Below are 20358 nucleotides of genomic sequence, written 5' to 3' on the forward strand. Positions count from 1 at the left end.
CCATGAAAACTGTACAATTAGTAAAACATAAAAATAAAGATTGGGAATATGTTATTAAAAAACAAGAGTTAAAAGAACCTTTAGTCTTGGTTTTTGGTAACAGATATATGTTAGAAGCCAAAGATGTTTATAAAGATATTAAGCAATTATTTCCAGATGGACATATTGTTTTTGCATCCTCATGTGCAGAAATTTCATCGAATACAGTAAATCAAGATAGCATTACTATAACAGCTATCGAGTTTGAAAAAAGTAAGTTTGTAATTAAAACAAGTAATGTTTTAAACGCAGATTTAGATAGCTATAAAACAGGAAATGATCTTATTAAACAATTACCTCCAGAAGGTTTAAAATATGTATTTGTAGTTTCTGAAGGTAGTTTTATTAATGGTAGCCAACTTACCAAAGGTATGAGTGCTGCTCCAGCAGATAATTTAATAATAACAGGAGGTTTATGTGGTGATGATGCTCGTTTTGAAAAAACACTAGCAGCCTACAATGAAAACCCAAAAGAAGGAGAATTAGTGGCTATTGGCTTTTATGGAGACACACTAGAAATTTCTTTTTCTATTCATGGTGGTTGGACACCTTTTGGACCAGAGCGTACAGTAACAAAATCTAAAGGAAATACCTTGTTTGAGTTAGATGGCAAACCAGCTCTTGATTTATACAAAACCTATTTAGGTGATAAAGCTAAAGATTTACCAGGAGCAGCTTTATTATATCCTTTAAATGTGAAGTCTACAGACCAAAAACAATCTATTGTAAGGTCTATTTTAAATATAAATGAAGATGAAAATGCTGTAATTCTAGCAGGAGATATTAAAGAAAACTCTAAAGTACAGCTCATGATGACCAATGTAGATCATATTGCAAACGCATCAGAACGTGCCGCTAAGCAAGCATTAGAGTACAGAAATAATAAACCAGAATTAGCAATATTAGTAAGTTGTATTGGTAGAAAATTAGTGCTAGATCAACGTGTAGAAGAAGAAATTGAAGAGGTTATTGAGGTTATAGGTAAAGACGCCGTTATTAGTGGTTTTTATTCTTATGGCGAAATTGCGCCTTTTAATAACGAAATGGCTTGTCAATTACACAACCAAACCATGACTGTAACGCTAATTAGCGAATAATGAATTCATTACTAAAAAGACAGATTCGTAAATATTTAAGCGAAGATTTAAAAAATAATGCCGAAATAGCTGCATTTATTAATGCGGTGAATCTTTCTTACAATAATTTTGACGAACAATCTAGCATGATTCAAAGAGCTATGTCTATTAGTTCTGATGAGTTATATGCTGCTAATAGAAAATTACAAAACGAAGCAGAAGAACAAAAAAAAGTAATAGAGAAGTTAAAAAGTGTTATTAATACCCTAAAATATTATAACCTAGAAGAAGACCATAAACCAGGAAATGTTGAGCTAACAGGTTCTAATTTGGTAGATTTTATAGATAATCAAACCAAAGAGATCATTGAAATGAACAAGCAAAAACAAGCGCTTTTAAATGAATTAGCACACCAAAATCAGGAACTTAGTGACTATGCACACATGGTGTCTCATGATTTAAAATCACCATTGCGTAGTATTGATACCTTAACGGCTTGGTTGGCACAAGATTATAACGATATTTTTGATGCTAATGGTATAAAAACGTTAAACCTTATTAGAGACAATGTAGAAAAAATGGATACCTTAATTAGTGGTATTTTAGAGTATTCAACCATTGGTAAAAATGAAGTAGCAATTTATGATGTAGACGTAAACAATCTAATAGATAACTTAATAAAAACGCTTCATATTCCTAAACATATTCATATTACAAAAACCAATTTACCAATAATTAAAGGAGATAAATACAGGTTACAACAACTGTTTCAAAACCTAATTGGCAATGCTGTAAAGTATAATGATAAAGCAAAAGGAACTATTGAAATTGGTGTAAAAAACCTAGATACATACTGGCAATTTTATATAAAAGATAATGGTAAAGGTATTGAAGAGGCTTATTTTGATAAAATTTTTAAAACCTTTGAAAAATTAGAAAACAATCCAGATTCTTCAGGTATTGGTTTGTCTATTGTAAAAAAAATTGTCGAATTATATGGTGGCAAAATATGGCTAGAATCTCAAGTTAATATAGGAACCACTTTTTATTTCACCTTAAAAAAATCACCCAATGGAACAGCCTAATCAATCTTACATTAACAGCTTGTCTGGAGGCGATGAAGCTTTTAAACAAAAATTAATAAACGTTATTAAAAAAGAGTTTCCAGAAGAGAAACAAGTGTATTTAAATAACTATAATGCTAAAAATTATAAGTTAGCAGCAGATAATGTACATAAACTTAAACATAAAATTAGTATTTTAGGCCTTGAAAAAGGGTATGACGTTGCCGTAGCTTATGAAAATAATTTACTTGAAGGTTCTACAAACCAGAAAGAAGCATTTGAAGCTATTTTAAATAGCATAACAACATACCTAGAAGAACTTTAAATTTACCTTATGAATTGTATTGTTATTGACGACGAAGCTACAGCAAGAATGATTATTTCGCAATTGTGTTCTAATGTGCCAAGTCTTACTGTTTTAGAAGAGTTTCCTAATGCAATGCAAGCCATAAAATACTTAAATCAAAACGAAGTAGATTTAATTTTCTTAGATATACATATGCCAGATTTTACAGGTTTCGATTTTATTGAAACCCTAAAAACTCCTCCAAAAATAATTCTTACTACCTCAGATCCTAATTTTGCAATTCAAGCTTTTGAGTATGATTGTATAGTAGATTATTTGGTAAAGCCAATAACCCAAGAACGTTTTAATAAAGCTATAGCTAAAGCCGAAGCAAAACAGAACAAACCAGTTGCAACTAATTCAAAAATAGAAAAGGTAGCAGCTACTTCTGGTAATGATTTATATGTAAATATTGATAGACGCTTAATTAAAATTGATATACCAAGTATTTATTTAGTAGAAGCTAAAGGAGATTATATTCAGGTTAAAACCGAAGATAAAAACTATACAGTACATTCTACTTTAAAAAAAATTGAAGAAAAACTTCCTGATAGTTTGTTCTTAAAAGTACACAGGTCATATATTATTAATGTCATGAAAATTATTGATATTGAAGATAACAGTGTTTTAATTAAAAAAGATGTTATTCCTGTTAGCAGATCTAATAGACCAGAATTAATGAAAAGACTAAATTTATTGTAAATCTAGTATTACATCGGTTTTTTAAGTCGTTTGTCTTAAAACATTTTCAAACTCTATTTAAAATAACAATTAATAGTATTCCTATTACCTTTACATAGTAATCAGTTTAAGGGTATATTGATTTCTATAAAAAAAAGACAGAAAACTAATTTTCTGTCTTTTTTTATGCATAAAATTTTATAAAAGTAACACAGTGTTTATTGTGTTTGTCTTCAGTGGTTTACTGTTTGTCTATACTTAGAAATGCACTAATCGAAAAACATAAAAAATAATAGTCTTTCCGTCTAGTTTTGTCATCAAATAAACCTAATCACGATGAAAAAAATAGTCATAGTAGCAGTCTTTTTATTAAGTGCTTTTTTAACATCTTGTTCTGTAGAAGAAACAAGTAATACCGAAAAAGCCTTTAGTGCAGAAACCATACAAGTAGAATACACCATTCTAGATTATGAAATTGCAGAGTTAATAAATGCACACAGAATTTCAATAGGTATTAATGCTTTAAATATAATAGACCATGCTTCGTTTGAAGCAATTACGCATAACCAATATATGGTTGATCAGGGCGAATTGAGTCATGATAACTTTAGTTTACGTTCTCAAAACTTACAAGAAGCAGTTCATGCAATAAAGGTGTCAGAAAATGTTGGCTATGGTTATTCTTCTGCAGCATCTTTAGTTAATGCTTGGTTGCAAAGTGAAGGTCATAGAGAAACAATAGAAAACACAACGTTTACAGATTTTGGTATTTCTTCTAAAAAAGATGAAGCAGGTAAAGATTATGTTACTAATATTTTTATAAAACTATAATTAAAATAGTTTATCTACACATAATTACCATTCGTCTACACTAAAATTGCACTAAACGAAAAACACATTTTAAGGCTAATTTGTAAAGTAAATTTGTCTTGTAAATAAGAAATATACAACCATGAAAACAAAAGTACACACCTTAAATAATCAAATACTAGCAATTGCATTATTGCTATTAAGTGTTACATTACATGCACAAAACACACCTTTTAATTGCGATTTTAGTGCATACTTATTTCAACGTAATGATGTATACGCAATCGATTTGGCGTCTGGAAACGCTTACCTAGCTGCAACAGATATTACAGATGGAAATATTAATGCAACAGCTTACAATCCTGCAGATGGTTTTATTTGGGGATATGTAAGTACACCTTCTAAAACAATTATTAGAATTGGTAAAGATTTTCAAACAACTTCTTTTACCATACCAGAACTAACTACAGGAAATAAATATGTTGGAGATATTAGCCCAGAGGGTATTTATTATATGAAAGCTGGAGGAACAAGCTATTTTAAAGTGGATTTAAATCCTGATTCAGCAACCTATACACAATACCTATCTACAGAAAATTTATCACAAAATATTAGCATTCACGATTGGGCATTTAATGCAGTAGATGGTAATATATATGCAGTAGAAAAATCTTCAAATATTTTATATCGAATAGACCCAACAACAAGTGTGGTACAGGCTTTAGGTGAAGTACCAATTTTATCTGGATTAGGCTATACGTATGGAGCTGTTTATTTTGATGCAGATGGTCGTTTTTATATTTCTGCTAATGAAACAGGAACTATTTATGTAATACAAAGTGTTCAAGATTTAAACACGACATCTACTATGGACTCTAACTTATTTGCATTTGGCCCTTCAAGTTCTAGTAACGATGGTGCACGTTGCCCAACAGCTCCTGTAGCTCAAGAAATTTGCGATAACGGTATTGATGATGATGGCGATGGTTTAATAGATTGCGAAGACCCTTCTTGTTCTGGTTTTGGTAGCTGCGAAGTGATTGCGCCTCCAACAACAGCTAACGATGGTGGCTTAGAAAGTAACGGAAGATTATCTGAAGCAATTAGCAAACGTAACTTTAATCGTGCTAAAAAAAGTTATGCGTTTGACCAAATGTCGGCAAAGCGTGTTACTGCAAATAATGTAAATTATACTAGCAGAACAGATGGTAGTTTTCAGCTGCAAGATTTTGTGCCATTAACAACTATTAATGAAGATTATGCCGTAGAATCTACACCAACAGATTTATTACAAATTACCAATGCAACAGAAGTGTACGCTGTAGATTATATGCAAAATGATGCCTCTATAGCTTCGGTTTTAGCTTTAAAAACTGAAAATGGCGTATATGAACACACTAAATATATCTGCGATAGGTTGTTAGGAGCAGAATTAATTTCGGTGTCTACCGTAGATCTTAATGAACAAGCATTTATTAAATCTATTATAAAAAATGCAGATGGTTCTTTTGAATACGTATTGAGTTTATCTGCTAAAATAAAAAACAACGATGCTAATTTTGAGGTAGAATCGCATTGGAATTTAGATGCGTACGAAGAAAATGTAACCTTCTATAACTTTCAAATATGGTCCAATTCTATAGATGATTTATATAGCCTGTCACAAGAAGTTTTAAACCTGTTGGCAGCTGTAAAACCAATTTCAGATTACCAGTTATCTACACCTCCAACAGTTTTTGTTAGAAAAGGACAATATAACAATGGCGCTCTAGATCTTCAAATAATAAATACCAATGCAACGCAAAATGTAACCTTAGATTCTGGTTACAGAGTAACAGAAACTAGCGCGTTTAATTATACATCGTCTAGCCTTAACTTAAACCAAAATTACATTACAGATATACAAGTACCTACAGGAAACCTGTTTGATATAGGATTTAGAATTGGAGATGGTGTAAACACTCCAGACGATTTGTTTATGTCTGATGGTCCTTGGGGAATAGATGATTCGCAACCAGATACAGTAGTAAATAACTACACTATTTCAGCTAATACGGATACTTTTAATACTGAAGATTTTCCGGTAGAAAGAAACCTAGAATTACATGCAACAACAAGTACTTATTTTGCAGCTTATAGAGCATTAACACCACGTTTTAAAGCAGTAGATCTAACAGATTATGATAGTTTTAAACTAAAAGCAAAAGGTACTGGAAACTTAGAAATAGCTTTTGTAAAACAAAGCATCACCAATTGGGATGAGCAATATAAAACAACTATTGCTTTAACAGATCAATTTCAAGATTTTGCAATTCCTTTTTCTGCATTTACTTCTTCTTTAAACCAAGACTTACAATTAAATGATATTGTTACCATAGTCTTTACAATGGTAAGTGAAGATGGTTCAAGAACAACAAAAGAGATGCATTTGCAAAACGTACGTTTCTCTACAGGAAATACTTTATCTGTAACCAATTTTGAAACAGTGATTAGCGCAAACGCTTTAAAAGCATATCCAAACCCAATGGTAAATGCTTCTAACATTCACTTTACAACAAATCAAAACGAAGCGGTACAACTAGTTATTTATAATCAATTAGGAAAAATAGTATTTGCTAAAACCGTAAATGCACAAGCAGGTAAAAACCAAATAGAAATACAAAGACAGAACCTTAGTTCTGGTCTATACATCTGTAAATTAACAAGTACACAAACTAATTATAACCCTTTAAAATTACTAGTAAAATAACCCTAATTATTTAATTCTGATTAATAGCGTAGAAACTAAAAACGAATAATAGCTTATAAGTTGGTTTCTATAAAAGGCAAGAACACGAGGGGTCTTGCTTTTTTTGTTTTTAAGTTTCCTTTTTATTTAAAAGGATGCATTGGTATGTTAAATAGGAAGCATGAATGTAGAGAAACTACGTTTAATAAATTGTTGGTACTTTAAAAACAGACTATTCCTAACAGAAATTATTGCATATAAATTAAACCTTTTACAATGCTTAAAGTCTAATAAAATAAAAATAAGATTTTGATAATACCTAAAGTTTTAAAAAACAATGCAAAACCGTTTTTTTTGCTGCTGTTTGTATTCTGTATTTCTATAAGTTGTAACAAGAGTAAAAAAGAAATAGCTACACCAAATAAAACAATTTCTGCCAATACTTCTAGTAACCAAAGTATTCCTGTTTATAATTTTGACCAATTAGAACCTTTATTGTATACAGAAAGTAACAAAACTTATATTGTTAACTTTTGGGCTATGTGGTGTGCGCCTTGCGTAAAAGAGCTTCCTTATATTCAAGAATATGCAAATAAAAATCCAGAGGTAGAGGTACTGTTGGTTAGTATGGATTTTCCTAAAGACATAGATACCAAACTAAAGCCTTTTTTAAAAGAAAAAAACATAAGCAATAAAGTGGTAATTTTAGACGATCCTGATGCAAATACATGGATAAATAAAATTGATGCTAATTGGTCTGGAGCAATACCATTTACTATTATATTTAATAATAAAAAACGTGCTTTTTTTGAACGATCTTTTGCGAGTTTAGAAGATTTAGAAACCGAAATAAATAACACCTTAAATAATTAATTAAAAATGAAGAGAATATCTGTAATACTTACTATGGTTGCGCTATCTGCAATTGTACTAGTTTCTTGTAAAGATAAAGCTAGTGATAAAAAAGAAACTGTTAAAGAGCAAAAACGCCACCAACATGGTCCAGATGGTGAACATCCAGAAGATGGAAAAGGACATCCACATGATGGAGATCATAAAGGGCCTCCTCCTGGAGGAGACAGAAAAGGTCCACCTAGAGGAGGAAGTCCAGAGCAAACAAAAACTTTAGAAGAAATAGGGGGTTATAAAATTGGAGAAGTTGCTACCGATTTTAGTCTTAAAAATGTAGATGGTTCTATGGTTTCTTTAGCAAGTATTGAAAATGCTAAAGGTTATATTGTAACGTTTACATGTAACGAATGTCCTTTTGCCAAATTATATGAAGACCGTTTAATTGCATTGCATAATACCTATGCACCTCAAGGTTATTCTGTAATTGCAATTAACCCAAACAGTCCAGAAAATGAAAAAGAAGGCTATGCTGCAATGCAAGCAAGAGCAAAAGAAAAAGGATTTCCGTTTCCGTATCTTGTAGATGAAGGACAAAAAATATATCCACAATATGGAGCAGTTAGAACGCCTCACGTGTTTTTATTAGACCAAGATCGTAAAGTACAATATATTGGAGCAATAGATGATAATTCTAAATCTCCTGAAGATGTAAAAGTGAAGTATGTAGAAGATGCAATTAAGGCTTTACAAGCAGGTAAAACGCCAAGTATTACTTTAACAAAAGCAATAGGATGTCCTGTAAAACCTAGTAGAGGTTAATTAAAATCTAAAATTCACAAAAAAAAACACAAGCATTATGCTTGTGTTTTTTTTTGTAACCAATTGTAAATACAAAGGTTTTACTCTCTAAAAATTGGCTTCTCAAACAACAACCATTTAAAACGAATACCTATCTCATTATAGGTGAATCCTGCTGCAGTTGCAGATGCAATATTACTTCGTGTAGCAAATATATTTGCCATACAACGAGTAGAAAACTTATAACCTAATTTTCCTTGAAAGCGATAGGTACTTTGGCTGCTATCATTATCAATATATTGTAAACCAGTTGCAGCTGTTAGCTCATAAAACCATTCTTTAGGTTTTGCTGTGTTTTCGTCTTTAATAATATTAGCAAATACTTCAGCCGCATTAAATTTTTCTGGCGAAAAATAGATTGTTGGTACTTGGTTTTTAAAGGTTATGTATTGGTAGTTTATTCCTGCCTTTAAGGATGGTTTTGGTAAAATGTTATAATATAAAGAAGTAAATAATAAGTTTCTGGCATTATCATCACTCTGGCTGGTATAAAAATACTGTGTAAACCAACCCAAGTTAAAATTTGTATTTAAACTGTAGTTTGCATAATAGTTGTTTTGTACAATTTCTCTGTCTAATAATTCGGCATTAAAACTTTGTAATTCACGTTTATAACCAACGGTTAAATCTTGTAGTTTAAACGGTTTTATGTTTATAGAAATATCTGTTAAAAATTGGGTGTAGTCATTGGTAGTTGCTTTTGCCGAAGTTAAACCTGCTGTTCCTTTAAAAGTTGTGTTTGGGAATAATTGATAGGAAATACCTAAACTAAAGTCGTTTGAAGTTGCTTCGTTATTTGTTACAGGATTGTTTGTGCTTCTGTAATTATAACTTCCTAAGATTTTAAATTTTGTGGAAAAAGGAAATTCTAAAGTATTATTAAATGCAAAAGCTTCGTTATCTCCATTATCAAAAGAGTAGGAAGCTTTTCCTTCATAAAAGGGAGTAAAGGTGGTGTTGAGGTTTTTTATAAAGTTTGTTGCATCTTTTTGGTTTTTGTAAAACTTCAAGGTGTTTTCTGCAGAAGTATATGCATCTTCATATTTTCCTAATGCTTTTAAAGCATTTGCATTTCCTAAGTTTCCATCAAAAGAAGTGCTGTCGTTAACCAAAATCTGGTCATAATCTTTTACACTTTTTTTAAAGTCACTTTTGTAAATGTTAAGTGTTGCACGTAATGCTAAAACCCAATTTTCGTTGGGTTTGGTTGCTATTAAATTAGAAATAAGCGTTTCTGCAGATTTGTATTTTTTGTTCCAAATTAAGGCTTGAGCATAACGTTCTGTGGTTTGTTGCGTAAGTGTTGCTGTTGTAGTTTTGTTTATACTCTCAAAAGCTTGTGTACTTAATTGTAAGGCATCTTTTTCCTTTCCGTTTAAATGGGAAACTAAAGCCAAACCATTTAATGCTGAGATTTTGTTTTCTGGGTTTTCTGCTAATAAATGATACGTGGCTTTGGCATCGTCTAATCGATTAGCAATAAGATAAAGGTTGGCTAAATTTAATAAAGTGTCTTTGTCGTTATTGAATAACTTTAGGTTTTCTTTTAGTAATAACTCGGCTTCATCGTATTTTTGCGATTGTTGTTTTTGGTATGCATACCCTAAATATATGTACTTTTTAGAGGTTAATGCATTTGGGTTTCCTGGTAATACTTCTAGTGCTTTATCTACATATGTTAGAGCTTTTTCATATTCTTTTAGGTTAGAAAGTGTATTGGCATAACTTAACAATGCAGGAAAGCTTTTTGGATCTTCTTCTATTAAACCTTTAAAATAGGTTTTGGCTTTGGTAAAATTACTATTCCATAATAACGATTCTCCATAATTAAGTTTTACCTCAAAATCTGTAGGATAATCGGCTAATAGATTTGTAAAAAGTGTGTTTGCTTCTTTTGGTTTTCCGTTTAACCCAATGGCACGACCATAACATAGTCTTGCTGTTTTATTATCAGGATATTCTTTTAATATATTTAAGAAAAATGTTTCCGCTTTAGCGTACTTACCCGTTTCTAAATAGGTAAAGCCTTGTTGCATGTCTTGCGCAAAGCTAAAAGATGCTGTTAATATTAAGGTAAGTAGGAATAAAAATTTAAGTTTCATGTTCTTGTTTTAAATCATTTGCAAGTTAGGCATTCCTTTGCATTCATTCATCTACAGCAATTGTCCAGTCGTCGAAATTTAAAAGACTTTCAAGGGTTTTCAACGCATCTTTGCATCAGCAATAAGACCTAAACAATATAAAAATAATAATTATGGCACTTACAATTACACAAAAAGAGAATATAATAACATTAGAAGGCGCATTAAACGCAAGTACATTAAATAGTTTTAAAAATTACTTTAGTCTTGTTTTAAATACGAGTAAGAATTTTACTTTAAATATTGATAAGGTTACAGAAATTGATGTGTCTGGAATGCGTGTATTAAAAGAAATGTACAGAAATGCCATACATAACAACAATATATTTTTTGTAGTTGGTTATGGTTGTAAAGATATTTACGAAGATTTTAAGTGTCTAAACGTAGCCTAATTTTTACTAATATAAAACACAGAATAAGATGCAAGCTTTATCTATATTAAAATCGAAAAAAATAACTCCAGAACAAATATTTATGTTAAGCGTATTAGCGGTAAATGGAGGAAACTACTTGTACAATCTTATTTTGGGTCGTGTATTAGGTCCAGCACAATTTGCAGATGCAGCAGTGTTAATTACCTTTTTGTTAGTGCTATCTTTTGTAGCCATGACCTTTCAATTAGTAACCGCAAAATTTTCTGTGGTTTTTGAAAACGATACCTTTAAAAATTTCATCTCTAAAATTTATAAAAATGCAACGATTGTTGGCTTAGGATTAGGAGCATTAATAGTGGTTTTTGCAAACCAATTACAAAACCTTTTTAATACTTCAACTTCAAGTATGTTTACCATTTTTGGTATAGGAGTGCCTTTGTACTTTTTAATGAGTGTAAACCGAGGTGTGTTTCAAGGAAAAAAGGAATTCAATTACCTATCAATTACTTATCAAGCCGAAATGTTAAGCAGATTAGTTATAACATTAGCTTTAATCTTTTTATTTAATATACAATCTTCTATTGTGATTGCTATAGGAATTTTAATTTCTTTCGGGTTTGGATTAATGCCATTTGAATTTAAAAATGTAAGCATTAAAAAGTCTATTGCTATGGAAGCAAGCCAATCTAAACAAGTAAGAAGCTTTTTTATAATTACAGCGTTTTATGAGTTTACACAAATTATAATTAACAATAGTGACATCTTATTAGTAAAACATTACTTTGATGCTTATGAAGCGGGATTATATGCTTCCTTAGCCTTAATAGGTCGTATTGTATACTTTGTAGCCTGGATGTTTGTTATGTTGTTATTACCTACAGTAGTTCAGCTTAAAAAAGAAGGAAAAGAAACAGCGCCAATTTTATTTAAATATGTTGGTTACATTGCAGCAATAGCAACTGCTATCATTATAGGTTGTGCTTTGTTTCCAGAAACTGCAATTACCCTATTATTTGGAGATAGCTATTTAGCTATGGCTCCATTATTATGGAAGTATGCCTTAGCAACAGGTTTATTTGCCATATCTAACATCTTTGCATACTACTACCTATCGTTAGATCAATTTGTTCCTGTAGTAATTTCTGGAGTCTTCGGAATGCTTCAAATGGGATTAGTTATCTTTTTTCATCATAGTTTAGAGCAAGTCGTGCACATGCAAATTATAGCAATGGTTTTATTACTTGTTGTACAAATATTCTTCTTTGTTTTTAATACCAAACGTAAGAAATAAAAACACCTAAGATTTTATATTATTAGTCTATATAAATGAAGAAGCTGTGGTTTTTACTACAGCTTTTTCTGTTTATAGTATTCAGCGCTACCATGTCATTCAGAGCGCAGCGAAGAATCTAATTAATAAATGATAATATAAAAAAAGAGATTCTTCAGTCGTACCTCCTTCTGAATGACAGCGTGGTTTTTAGTTGTATTTAGTTGTGCTTTGCGAGTTGCTACGTTATTCAGAGTTACCATGTCATTCAGAGCACAGCGAAGAATCTAATTAATAAATGAAAATATTAAAAAAGGAGATTCTTCAGTCGTACCGCCTTCTGAATGACAGCGTGGTTTTTAGTTGTATTTAGTTGTGCTTTTCGAGTTGCTATGACATTCAGCGCTACCATGTCATTCAGAGCGCAGCGAAGAATCTAATTAATAAATGATAATATAAAAAAGGAGATTCTTCAGTCGTACCTCCTTCTGAATGACAGCGTGGTTTTTAGTTGTATTTAGTTGTGCTTTGCGAGTTGCTACGTTATTCAGAGTTACCATGTCATTCAGAGCACAGCGAAGAATCTAATTAATAAATGATAATATAAAAAAGGAGATTCTTCAGTCGTTCCTCCTTCTGAATGACAGCGTGGTTTTTAGTTGTATTTAGTTGTGCTTTTCGAGTTGCTATGTCATTCAGAGTTACCATGTCATTCAGAGCGCAGCGAAGAATCTAATTGTTAAAATTTACTATAAAAAAGAGATTCTTCAGTCGTGCTTTCTTAGGAATGAAATAATATAAAAGGTAAAACGACACCTTCTTACCATTCGTCTACAGTAATATGTAATCTGTCTAAAGTTGTATGATTTAGTTAGTTATAAAACGCAAATTTGTAGTGTAATTAAGAAACAATATTAAAAATATACAACAATGAAACTAGCAATTGTAACAGCATATCCACCAAGTAAAGTAACATTAAATGAGTACGCTTATCATTTAGTAAAGCACTTTAGACAAAAAGAAAATGTTACTGAAATTGTTTTATTAACAGATAAAACCGAAGGAGCAAAAGACATTGCTTTTACAGAAGATGGTTGCAAGGTTACCGTAAAAGAATGTTGGGAATTTAATAGCTACACAAACATTATAAACGTTACTAAAGCCATTAATAATATACAACCAGATGCAGTTTTATTTAACTTGCAATTTATGAAGTTTGGAGACAAAAAAGTTGCAGCAGCCTTAGGTTTAATGTTACCATTAGTTTGCAAGTTGAAAAATATTCCAAACATTGTATTATTACATAATATTTTAGAAGAAGTAGATTTAGGATCTGCAGGATTTACAAGTAATAAAATCATGCAAAAATTATATGGTTTTATTGGTACAAGCTTAACTAAGTTAATTTTACAAGCCGATACTGTTGCTGTAACCATGCAAAAATATGTTGACATTTTAGAGAAAAAATATAATGCTAAAAATGTTACTTTAATACCTCACGGAACTTTCGAAATTTCTCAAGAAAAACCAGAATACAGTTTACCTCAAGGACCTTTACAAGTAATGACTTTTGGTAAATTTGGTACCTACAAAAAAGTAGAAGGTATGATTGAAGCTGTTGAGAAAGTAAGAGCGTCTACAGGATTAGATCTTGAAGTTGTAATTGCAGGAACAGACAACCCAAATGTGCCAGGTTACTTGGCAAAAGTGCAAGAAGATTATAAGCATGTGCCACAAGTACGTTTTACAGGTTATGTAGAAGAACATGAAGTACCAACCTTATTTAAAGAAAGTGCAGTAGTTGTATTTCCATATACAGCAACAACAGGAAGTTCAGGAGTTTTACACCAAGCAGGAAGTTATGGTAAAGCAGTAGTGATGCCAGATTTAGGAGATCTTGCTTTATTAGTAAAAGACGAAGGATATAAAGGAGAATTTTTTGAACCAACATCTGTTGCTAGTTTAGCAATCGCAATGGAAGCAATTGTAACCAACGAAGCACACAGAATAGCTTTAGGAAAAGCAAATTACCAAGCGGCAACAGCATACCCAATGGAAAAAATTGCAGATATGTACTTATCTAATTTTGATAGAATTATAAATAAAAAAATACCTCAAAGTAAAAATGCATTAAAACCTACAAATGCATAGAATGAAACGATAGCTATTTTGAAAAAAGAAAAACAGAAGAATCTTTTAAATTAAGTCGGTTAATTTAAAAGATTCTTCGCTTTGTTCTTAATGGCATAATTGTTAGTTACTAATATATTTAAACGAAGCTTTTTTTGTTCCGTTTTTGTCAATAAACCCAAAATGTTTTTGGGTGTTTCTACGCCAAGGCCTACTACCTACAACGGCTTTTGGTACATCAACAAAATCATATAAAGTCCAAGACATAAATTGCAATTTATTAGCAGCAATTATTTCTTGGATTTTTTTGTGGTAATTAGCCTGGTCTTCTTCAGATGAACCAAACGGTTTCCAGAACCCACCATAAGAAGATATTCCAAATTCCTGAAGCACTAAAGGTTTGTCGGGTATTTGGGTTTTCATGGTTTTTATAGCAGCATCTAAATGTTCTAAGGCCTCATAATAATGAAACGATACCATATCTACTTTATCTTTTAAAATTGCTGCACTTTGGGTGTTAGACCAACCAATAGTGACAGGGTGTACAGTATCTACAGATTTTACTAAATCAATCATATTGTCTAACCAAGCAATTACATTTTCTTTTCCTCTAGAATCAAAATCAAGGTTTGGTTCGTTTTTAATATCCCAAGCAATAATAGCGTTATGGTCTTTAAAAGTAGATACTATGGTTTCTGCGTGACGTTGGTTTAAGGTCCAATTCATCACCGAATAATCGCCATAAAAATCAAATAACGTTAAAACCACTTTTAGGTTTTGTTCTTCCGCAGCATCTAAAGTTTGTTTTAGTTTGTCTAGCTTTTTAGGGTTTACAGCTGCTTTGCCAAAGTCATCATATTGCACAAAAATTCTTACCGAATTTAACCCAGCATCTTTAATAATTTTAAAGTCGTTAGCAATAATGTCTTTCGCAAAAGCGTCTCCAAACATATTCCATGGTGTAGCTTTCGGATAATAATTTATCCCTTTAATAATTAAACTATCGGTTTCTATTTTTGTTGTTTTTGGTTTAAAAGGCTTACTACTTTCTTTTACCAAATGTCTTATGCGCCAAAAACCATCTTCTAACAAAAACACCATTTTGTAGGTAGATGTTTCTGTAGTTTCTAATACTAGTTTTTCTGCTTTAAAAATACGCTTATACTCTACAACATCTTTATCTGTAACAACAGCAAGTTGTCCATCTTCACTAAAAAACTCTAAAGTAGGGTTGTGGTTTAGTGTTGTAGCTTCAATGGTTGTGTTTTCGGCTTTATTTAATGCAATAAAAGCATATAAATTTTCTCTGGCACTATCTGTGTAATAATCTTTTATACCAGCAGTTTTGTTTGTTTTGTAAGCCACTTGTTTTACATACCAAGCATCTAAATAATCATTCTGTAAGGCATTAAGGTTTTCGTTATCCATTGGCCTACCTTCATTGTTTAAAGGTTCCCAGATTAATTTTGGAGCATATTGTTCTATTTTTTGTATTTCTGTATGTAGCATGGTACTTCTATCTGCTCCAGTATTTAGGTAGCTAAAAAGCGCGCTAATACCAGAAATAATCAAGGCTACAATCATAATATATGAGCTTATTAAAATGGTACGTAGTATTTTTTTATTAAGACCTACCATAGTTTTTTGTTATTAAATGTTTTGGCTATTCCAGCAGTTTCTACACGGAAATTATAATTTCCGTTTTGGTACACTGCAGGCTTTAAATTGAAGGTAACATAGCCATTAAAAGATGTTTTTGTAATGGTATCTACAAGCGTGTTATTTTTGTAAATTAATAGTTTTACCTGCAAACCATCGGGAATCATTTGCTTCATAAAACTTTGCAAAGGGCCAACTAAAATTTTACGATTTTTGTTGGTAAAGGCAATATCAAAATCATCAATAACACTTTGGTAATTTAGTGTAATAGTATCGCTTTCTGCCATACCATCTATATAAGCTTTTATGTTCCAGGTATCTTTAAAATCGGGATGAATCATTTTAGAAGTTGCTATTCCTTTGATAGTAGTTCCTGTCGTTTTTAAAATATTTCCGTTTTCAGTGGTTATAAAAAAAGTAACAAATGTACCATCGCTAACCACGTTATCTTGCTTGTCTTTAATTACAGAAGTTGCAAAAGTTGTAACCTGATTTCCGTCGGCGTAATTATGTGGTCGCTTTGCTGAAATTTTAAAATCTGTAGGAATTGCAGCCCATACCTGAATAGTGAATTCTTTTGAATTGACTCCTAAACTTTCCGATGAAACTAACATTCGTCCACTTTTTCTTTTGGAATATATATTTTTATAAGCTATTAAATTTTTGGTAAAAATGGCTTCTTTTTCTTCGGAAGCTAAAAACTGAAACTTTGCATTTACCTTGGTGTTTGTTGGTACAGGGTTGTCTAGAGAATCGGTAGGAATAACAACCAACATGGTGTAATCTGTTTCTCCAGCTTCAATACTTGGCGGACCAATATAGGTTTCTATGGTGGCTACTTCTGCTTTTGGATTAAGGTTAAATTGCCCTGAAACAGATTCTTTTTCTTGTAATAATTTCCAAAGAACAACTCCAGTTTTTTTAGTGATGTTTTCTGGTATTTTATATTGAATTACATTGTTTTTTAATAATGCTTCAACCAAAGTTGAACCATAACTATTCGAGCAATAGAGTAGTGGTTTTTCGCCTTCGGAAGCCGTAAATTCTAAAACAACAGCATTTCCAACTTCATAATCTGTTTGTGTAGTTAATAAGATGCTAGGAGGCCTTGTTTCGTTTTGTTGCGCAACAGCAAAAGAGGATAATAAAATTAAACCTAAAAGAAATATGAATGTGCGTATACCTTGCATTAATTTGGACTTCCTATATATGTGTTAATTTCTATTTTAATATAACTAAAATCGGGATGATCTATTTTTTGTAATTGCGCATCGCTATGGTTTTCTATTCTGTTTGGCACTATTTTTCCAGCAATAGCATCGTTTGGTAAGCCATTTACAAAAATGTTATCCATATTGGTGTTAATGATTTTTACTTGTCCATTTTTTAATATTCTATATTCAAAATCTTGTTTGCGTTGTTGTCGCACGCCTTCTTTTACAAATAAATGATCTACCCAAACCATGTTTTTATTAGTATCGTAATAGGTAATTAATAGTTGAGGTATGGTAATTTCCTGGATCCCACTATTAAATAAGTTTCCGTTTATCGTTTCTTCTTTAATATCAATAGCGCTTAATACTACATTTTTGTATAAATCTGACCCTGAAACATTTCCTGCTACTTGCAAGTTGAATTTGGTAGGTTGCTCTTCAAAGGCAACAGGAGTAAATTCATCTGGATTAAACGTATCTGGAATAGAATCTTGGGTTCTAGACCAAGCAATGCCTTCAAAATTAATACGGAAACTAGTGGACTCTTTAGGCATTAATTTATGCTTTACATGATATTTAGCATTGTAAGTAGCGAGTTCTTTATTGTCATCGTTGTATAAGGTTCCTTTTAAAATAACATCTGCAGGTACATTATCTATATTTTGTACTTCACCAATTATGGCATAACTACCATCATATTGCACCAATTTAGCCGAAATAACTTCTAAGACAGGTTGTTTTAAAATGTCTTCATGATGGGTTTGTTCTGTTGTAATGCGTCGTCTACCTTGATTAAAGTATTTTGTTGCATTGTTAGCGTATAGTTGGTCTGGTGGTAAATCGTTATTTAAATCATCTGGTTGTAAATACCATTTTCCTTTTCTTTTGGATAAGGATTTATAATCTATTTTTTCAATTTTCTCTAAAGGTGTAATCCATTGTGTTGTCACCTTTGCAGAGACTGTACTATCGTTATGTGTTGTAATTTCTGTTGCAATAGCATCCATTTTGGCATAGCTGCTTAGTAAACCATCGGTTACAGAAATTTCTAACATGTATTGTGCAATAGGTAGCTGGTTTTCGGGGTCGATTAAGCTATGTGCTTTTTCAAATTCTTTAAAATCTAAAGCGTCATAATAAGCAATAATGGCGTTTTCAGGGCTGCGTTGCGAATCGTTTTTTAGGTAAAATAAATAAATACCATAACACACAACTATAGCTAAAAATAGAGACCAGATATGTGTAATGCGCAGTACGTTTCTGTTAAATTTATGATACTTAGTTGGAAACTTTAAAAAATCAGGTGTAGATTTTATACGTGTTTTTAACATGTTTACCCAAAGCATTTGTATGTTTAAAATAAATGCGATTAACACGGTTAAAAAAGGCATAATTCCCCAATGTATTTTTAGCCATTTAGCAACATCTTCTTTTGGTAAAATAGAAGATACAGGAGGAATGTTTAAACGTTCCCAAACCATAATACCGTTTTCTAATTGACGTAAGCGTTGCCATCCACAAAAGTAGAGGATAGGATCGTAAAACTTATCGTTAGAAAATATATATTTTAGATTGTATTTTTCTGGTGTGGTTAAAAATTGCTGTAAAGATCCTATACCAGCAACTCCTTTAAACTTAGAGTTTTCTAAACGCTCAATAGGTCGAGTGGTTAACTCTGGTAGTCTTCTTGCAGAGTGGTAGTTACCATCTACTGTCATGGCGTTGGTTTGTGCACTTAACCAAGCCATTTGGTCTCCAAAACCTAAGGTTAAAAAGCGCCATTTATCATGATCATCTTGATTTAAGAAATTCACAATAGGTAACATTTTTATTTTCTGTGGTTGCGAGGGTCTAAAGTAGTTAAGACTCATGGTAAAAACTACCATAAATACCATTAGTCCTGCTAATATGCCACCAATAATTCTGTGATAAACAGCGCCAAATTTAGATTGAATGCGCGCTTTTAAATCGCCTTCTGTAAAACGATAGGCAAACTCGCCCATTAGTGGTATAGATAAGATGGAAGCCCAAAGGGTAAATCTATCTAAGGTTAAAATATTAAATGCAGTTTCGCCTAACATTTTTAAAGGTATTGGCGTGGTTCCTCCTGTTCCTAAAATGGTACAAATGGTTACAGATAAACCAAAAAACAAATACCTTTTGCTGTAATACCTGTAAAATATATAAGGTAATAGTACTAATAAAATTCCCCATGGAATTAAAAAGAAAACTAAACCAGAGGAGGTGATTTCTAGAAAGTTATCACGTGAGCCATGTGGAATAGGAACCTGTGTAATTGGGTTAGCTTTTGAGTTTAACCAATACGGAAAAATACAACCTACAATGAGGACTAAGGATAACATTCCAAAGCTTAAAATACGCTTAAAAAGTTTGAAAAAAGTATTCAAAAATATTTTGAAAGTTACTTCTTTCATCGTGTTTACTTGCTCTCGAGAAACATCCATAATGACCATTCCTATTAAAGGAAAAATAAAAAATACCATTCCAAAAATGGGTGTCACATGATGAGAAGTAACAGTAACAGCTATTAAAGATAGCGATGTGGCTAAGTACCATTTTTTACCTGTTTTTAGCCACAGGTAAATCTCTGGTAAGGCATGCATTAATACCGAAACACCAACAATACTTGGTAATTGTCCAAAAATATGAAGTGTTTCTATAAACGAAGAAGAAAACACCGCTAGTACACAAGCATAACCGGCTACAGTTTTGTTACCTGTTATTAATAAAGAAAAACGATAGGCTCCTGTAACAAATAAAACTATAGCAATTAAAGCAACGCTAAACATGCCAAACTTTAAACCGCCAATCATAGAGAGTAGCGCTATAGATTGATGCACTAAAGGAGGATAACTTTGAACCGTAAAACCAGTATACCACTCATAGTTCCATGGTTCAAACCAACTATTAGCATAATGATCTGCAAAAAACAGATGTATTAAGGCATCATAAGTAGTTTCTAAAGTAAAAAATATAGAACTACCATGAAAAGCCAATCCTAAAAGAATGGCAGTGATTAAGTATTTATTTGAGGTTTCCTTCATTTAAAGCCTAAGCTACAATAATATGGTAAAGATAAATAAATATAATAGTGC

Annotated in this window: 15 protein-coding genes; 11 read left to right on the plus strand and 4 right to left on the minus strand. The window is 31.6% G+C overall.

Translation table 11 applies throughout. From position 1 onward, the window contains the following. Window positions 1–2 precede the first annotated feature (2 nt). The 8 genes from KO494_RS01330 to KO494_RS01365 all read left to right on the plus strand — a co-directional run bounded on the left by KO494_RS01330 (window position 3) and on the right by KO494_RS01365 (window position 8415). On the plus strand, window positions 3–1136 hold the full coding sequence (locus KO494_RS01330; RefSeq protein ID WP_215965780.1) for an FIST signal transduction protein: 1134 nt from the start codon (window positions 3–5) through the stop codon (window positions 1134–1136). Beyond that, entirely contained in the window at window positions 1136–2200 is a 1065-nt protein-coding gene (locus tag KO494_RS01335; protein ID WP_215965781.1) for an ATP-binding protein, read from the plus strand. Before KO494_RS01330 ends, KO494_RS01335 begins: the two co-directional genes overlap by 1 nt. Further along, the gene (locus KO494_RS01340; protein ID WP_215965782.1) at window positions 2187–2504 is read left to right on the plus strand and encodes an Hpt domain-containing protein; all 318 of its coding nucleotides are present in this window, start codon (window positions 2187–2189) and stop codon (window positions 2502–2504) included. The genes KO494_RS01335 and KO494_RS01340 overlap by 14 nt, the downstream gene beginning before the upstream one ends. A 9-nt stretch (window positions 2505–2513) precedes the next feature. Further along, window positions 2514–3227 (plus strand): LytTR family DNA-binding domain-containing protein, encoded by a 714-nt coding sequence (locus KO494_RS01345; protein WP_215965783.1) that lies wholly within the window; start codon window positions 2514–2516, stop codon window positions 3225–3227. Window positions 3228–3542: 315 nt separating this feature from the next. Further along, entirely contained in the window at window positions 3543–4037 is a 495-nt protein-coding gene (locus KO494_RS01350; protein WP_215965784.1) for a CAP domain-containing protein, read from the plus strand. Between the two features lie 121 nt (window positions 4038–4158). Continuing rightward, on the plus strand, window positions 4159–6765 hold the full coding sequence (locus tag KO494_RS01355; protein WP_215965785.1) for a T9SS type A sorting domain-containing protein: 2607 nt from the start codon (window positions 4159–4161) through the stop codon (window positions 6763–6765). A gap of 288 nt (window positions 6766–7053) precedes the next feature. After that, window positions 7054–7617: a TlpA disulfide reductase family protein gene (locus KO494_RS15940; RefSeq protein ID WP_252730213.1), complete on the plus strand. Its 564-nt coding sequence runs from the start codon at window positions 7054–7056 to the stop codon at window positions 7615–7617. 6 nt (window positions 7618–7623) lie between these two features. Continuing rightward, window positions 7624–8415 carry a thioredoxin family protein gene (locus KO494_RS01365; protein WP_252730214.1) on the plus strand — a complete coding sequence of 264 codons (792 nt, stop codon included), beginning with the start codon at window positions 7624–7626 and terminating at the stop codon, window positions 8413–8415. A gap of 80 nt (window positions 8416–8495) precedes the next feature. Here KO494_RS01365 and KO494_RS01370 read toward each other — a convergent pair whose 3' ends face one another. After that, window positions 8496–10556: a tetratricopeptide repeat protein gene (locus KO494_RS01370; RefSeq protein ID WP_215965786.1), complete on the minus strand. Its 2061-nt coding sequence runs from the start codon at window positions 10554–10556 to the stop codon at window positions 8496–8498. Window positions 10557–10708: 152 nt separating this feature from the next. Between KO494_RS01370 and KO494_RS01375 the strand changes: the two genes are divergently transcribed. The 3 genes from KO494_RS01375 (at window position 10709) to KO494_RS01385 (ending at window position 14390) form a co-directional block, all read left to right on the plus strand. Continuing rightward, window positions 10709–10987 carry an STAS domain-containing protein gene (locus KO494_RS01375; protein WP_215965787.1) on the plus strand — a complete coding sequence of 93 codons (279 nt, stop codon included), beginning with the start codon at window positions 10709–10711 and terminating at the stop codon, window positions 10985–10987. Window positions 10988–11015: 28 nt separating this feature from the next. Then, window positions 11016–12260 (plus strand): oligosaccharide flippase family protein, encoded by a 1245-nt coding sequence (locus tag KO494_RS01380; RefSeq protein WP_215965788.1) that lies wholly within the window; start codon window positions 11016–11018, stop codon window positions 12258–12260. 909 nt (window positions 12261–13169) lie between these two features. Then, window positions 13170–14390, plus strand: coding sequence for a glycosyltransferase (locus KO494_RS01385; RefSeq protein ID WP_215965789.1), 1221 nt, complete (start codon window positions 13170–13172; stop codon window positions 14388–14390). Window positions 14391–14492: 102 nt separating this feature from the next. Here KO494_RS01385 and KO494_RS01390 read toward each other — a convergent pair whose 3' ends face one another. Genes KO494_RS01390 through KO494_RS01400 form a run of 3 tightly spaced genes read right to left on the minus strand, consistent with a single transcriptional unit; the run spans window position 14493 to window position 20307 of the window. Next, window positions 14493–16007, minus strand: a complete 1515-nt coding sequence (locus KO494_RS01390; protein ID WP_215965790.1) for a glycoside hydrolase family 2 TIM barrel-domain containing protein — start codon at window positions 16005–16007, stop codon at window positions 14493–14495. After that, a complete protein-coding gene (locus KO494_RS01395) occupies window positions 16001–17218 on the minus strand; it encodes a hypothetical protein (RefSeq protein ID WP_215965791.1) in 1218 nt (405 codons plus the stop codon). The genes KO494_RS01390 and KO494_RS01395 overlap by 7 nt, the downstream gene beginning before the upstream one ends. Continuing rightward, window positions 17218–20307 (minus strand): hypothetical protein, encoded by a 3090-nt coding sequence (locus tag KO494_RS01400; protein ID WP_215965792.1) that lies wholly within the window; start codon window positions 20305–20307, stop codon window positions 17218–17220. The genes KO494_RS01395 and KO494_RS01400 overlap by 1 nt, the downstream gene beginning before the upstream one ends. Window positions 20308–20358: the final 51 nt, after the last annotated feature.

Source organism: Lacinutrix sp. C3R15, assembly GCF_018860825.1.
Lineage (GTDB): Bacteria > Bacteroidota > Bacteroidia > Flavobacteriales > Flavobacteriaceae > Oceanihabitans.

Excerpts from the sequence above, each read along its gene's own strand:
- KO494_RS01395 (WP_215965791.1), bottom strand. The coding sequence starts at position 17,218 with ATGCAAGGTATACGCACATTCATATTTCTTTTAGGTTTAATTTTATTA.
- KO494_RS01390 (WP_215965790.1), bottom strand. The coding sequence starts at position 16,007 with ATGGTAGGTCTTAATAAAAAAATACTACGTACCATTTTAATAAGCTCA.
- KO494_RS01345 (WP_215965783.1), top strand. The coding sequence starts at position 2,514 with ATGAATTGTATTGTTATTGACGACGAAGCTACAGCAAGAATGATTATT.
- KO494_RS01330 (WP_215965780.1), top strand. The coding sequence starts at position 3 with ATGAAAACTGTACAATTAGTAAAACATAAAAATAAAGATTGGGAATAT.
- KO494_RS01370 (WP_215965786.1), bottom strand. The coding sequence starts at position 10,556 with ATGAAACTTAAATTTTTATTCCTACTTACCTTAATATTAACAGCATCT.
- KO494_RS01375 (WP_215965787.1), top strand. The coding sequence starts at position 10,709 with ATGGCACTTACAATTACACAAAAAGAGAATATAATAACATTAGAAGGC.
- KO494_RS01350 (WP_215965784.1), top strand. The coding sequence starts at position 3,543 with ATGAAAAAAATAGTCATAGTAGCAGTCTTTTTATTAAGTGCTTTTTTA.
- KO494_RS01340 (WP_215965782.1), top strand. The coding sequence starts at position 2,187 with ATGGAACAGCCTAATCAATCTTACATTAACAGCTTGTCTGGAGGCGAT.
- KO494_RS01400 (WP_215965792.1), bottom strand. The coding sequence starts at position 20,307 with ATGAAGGAAACCTCAAATAAATACTTAATCACTGCCATTCTTTTAGGA.
- KO494_RS01355 (WP_215965785.1), top strand. The coding sequence starts at position 4,159 with ATGAAAACAAAAGTACACACCTTAAATAATCAAATACTAGCAATTGCA.
- KO494_RS01385 (WP_215965789.1), top strand. The coding sequence starts at position 13,170 with ATGAAACTAGCAATTGTAACAGCATATCCACCAAGTAAAGTAACATTA.
- KO494_RS01335 (WP_215965781.1), top strand. The coding sequence starts at position 1,136 with ATGAATTCATTACTAAAAAGACAGATTCGTAAATATTTAAGCGAAGAT.
- KO494_RS01380 (WP_215965788.1), top strand. The coding sequence starts at position 11,016 with ATGCAAGCTTTATCTATATTAAAATCGAAAAAAATAACTCCAGAACAA.
- KO494_RS01365 (WP_252730214.1), top strand. The coding sequence starts at position 7,624 with ATGAAGAGAATATCTGTAATACTTACTATGGTTGCGCTATCTGCAATT.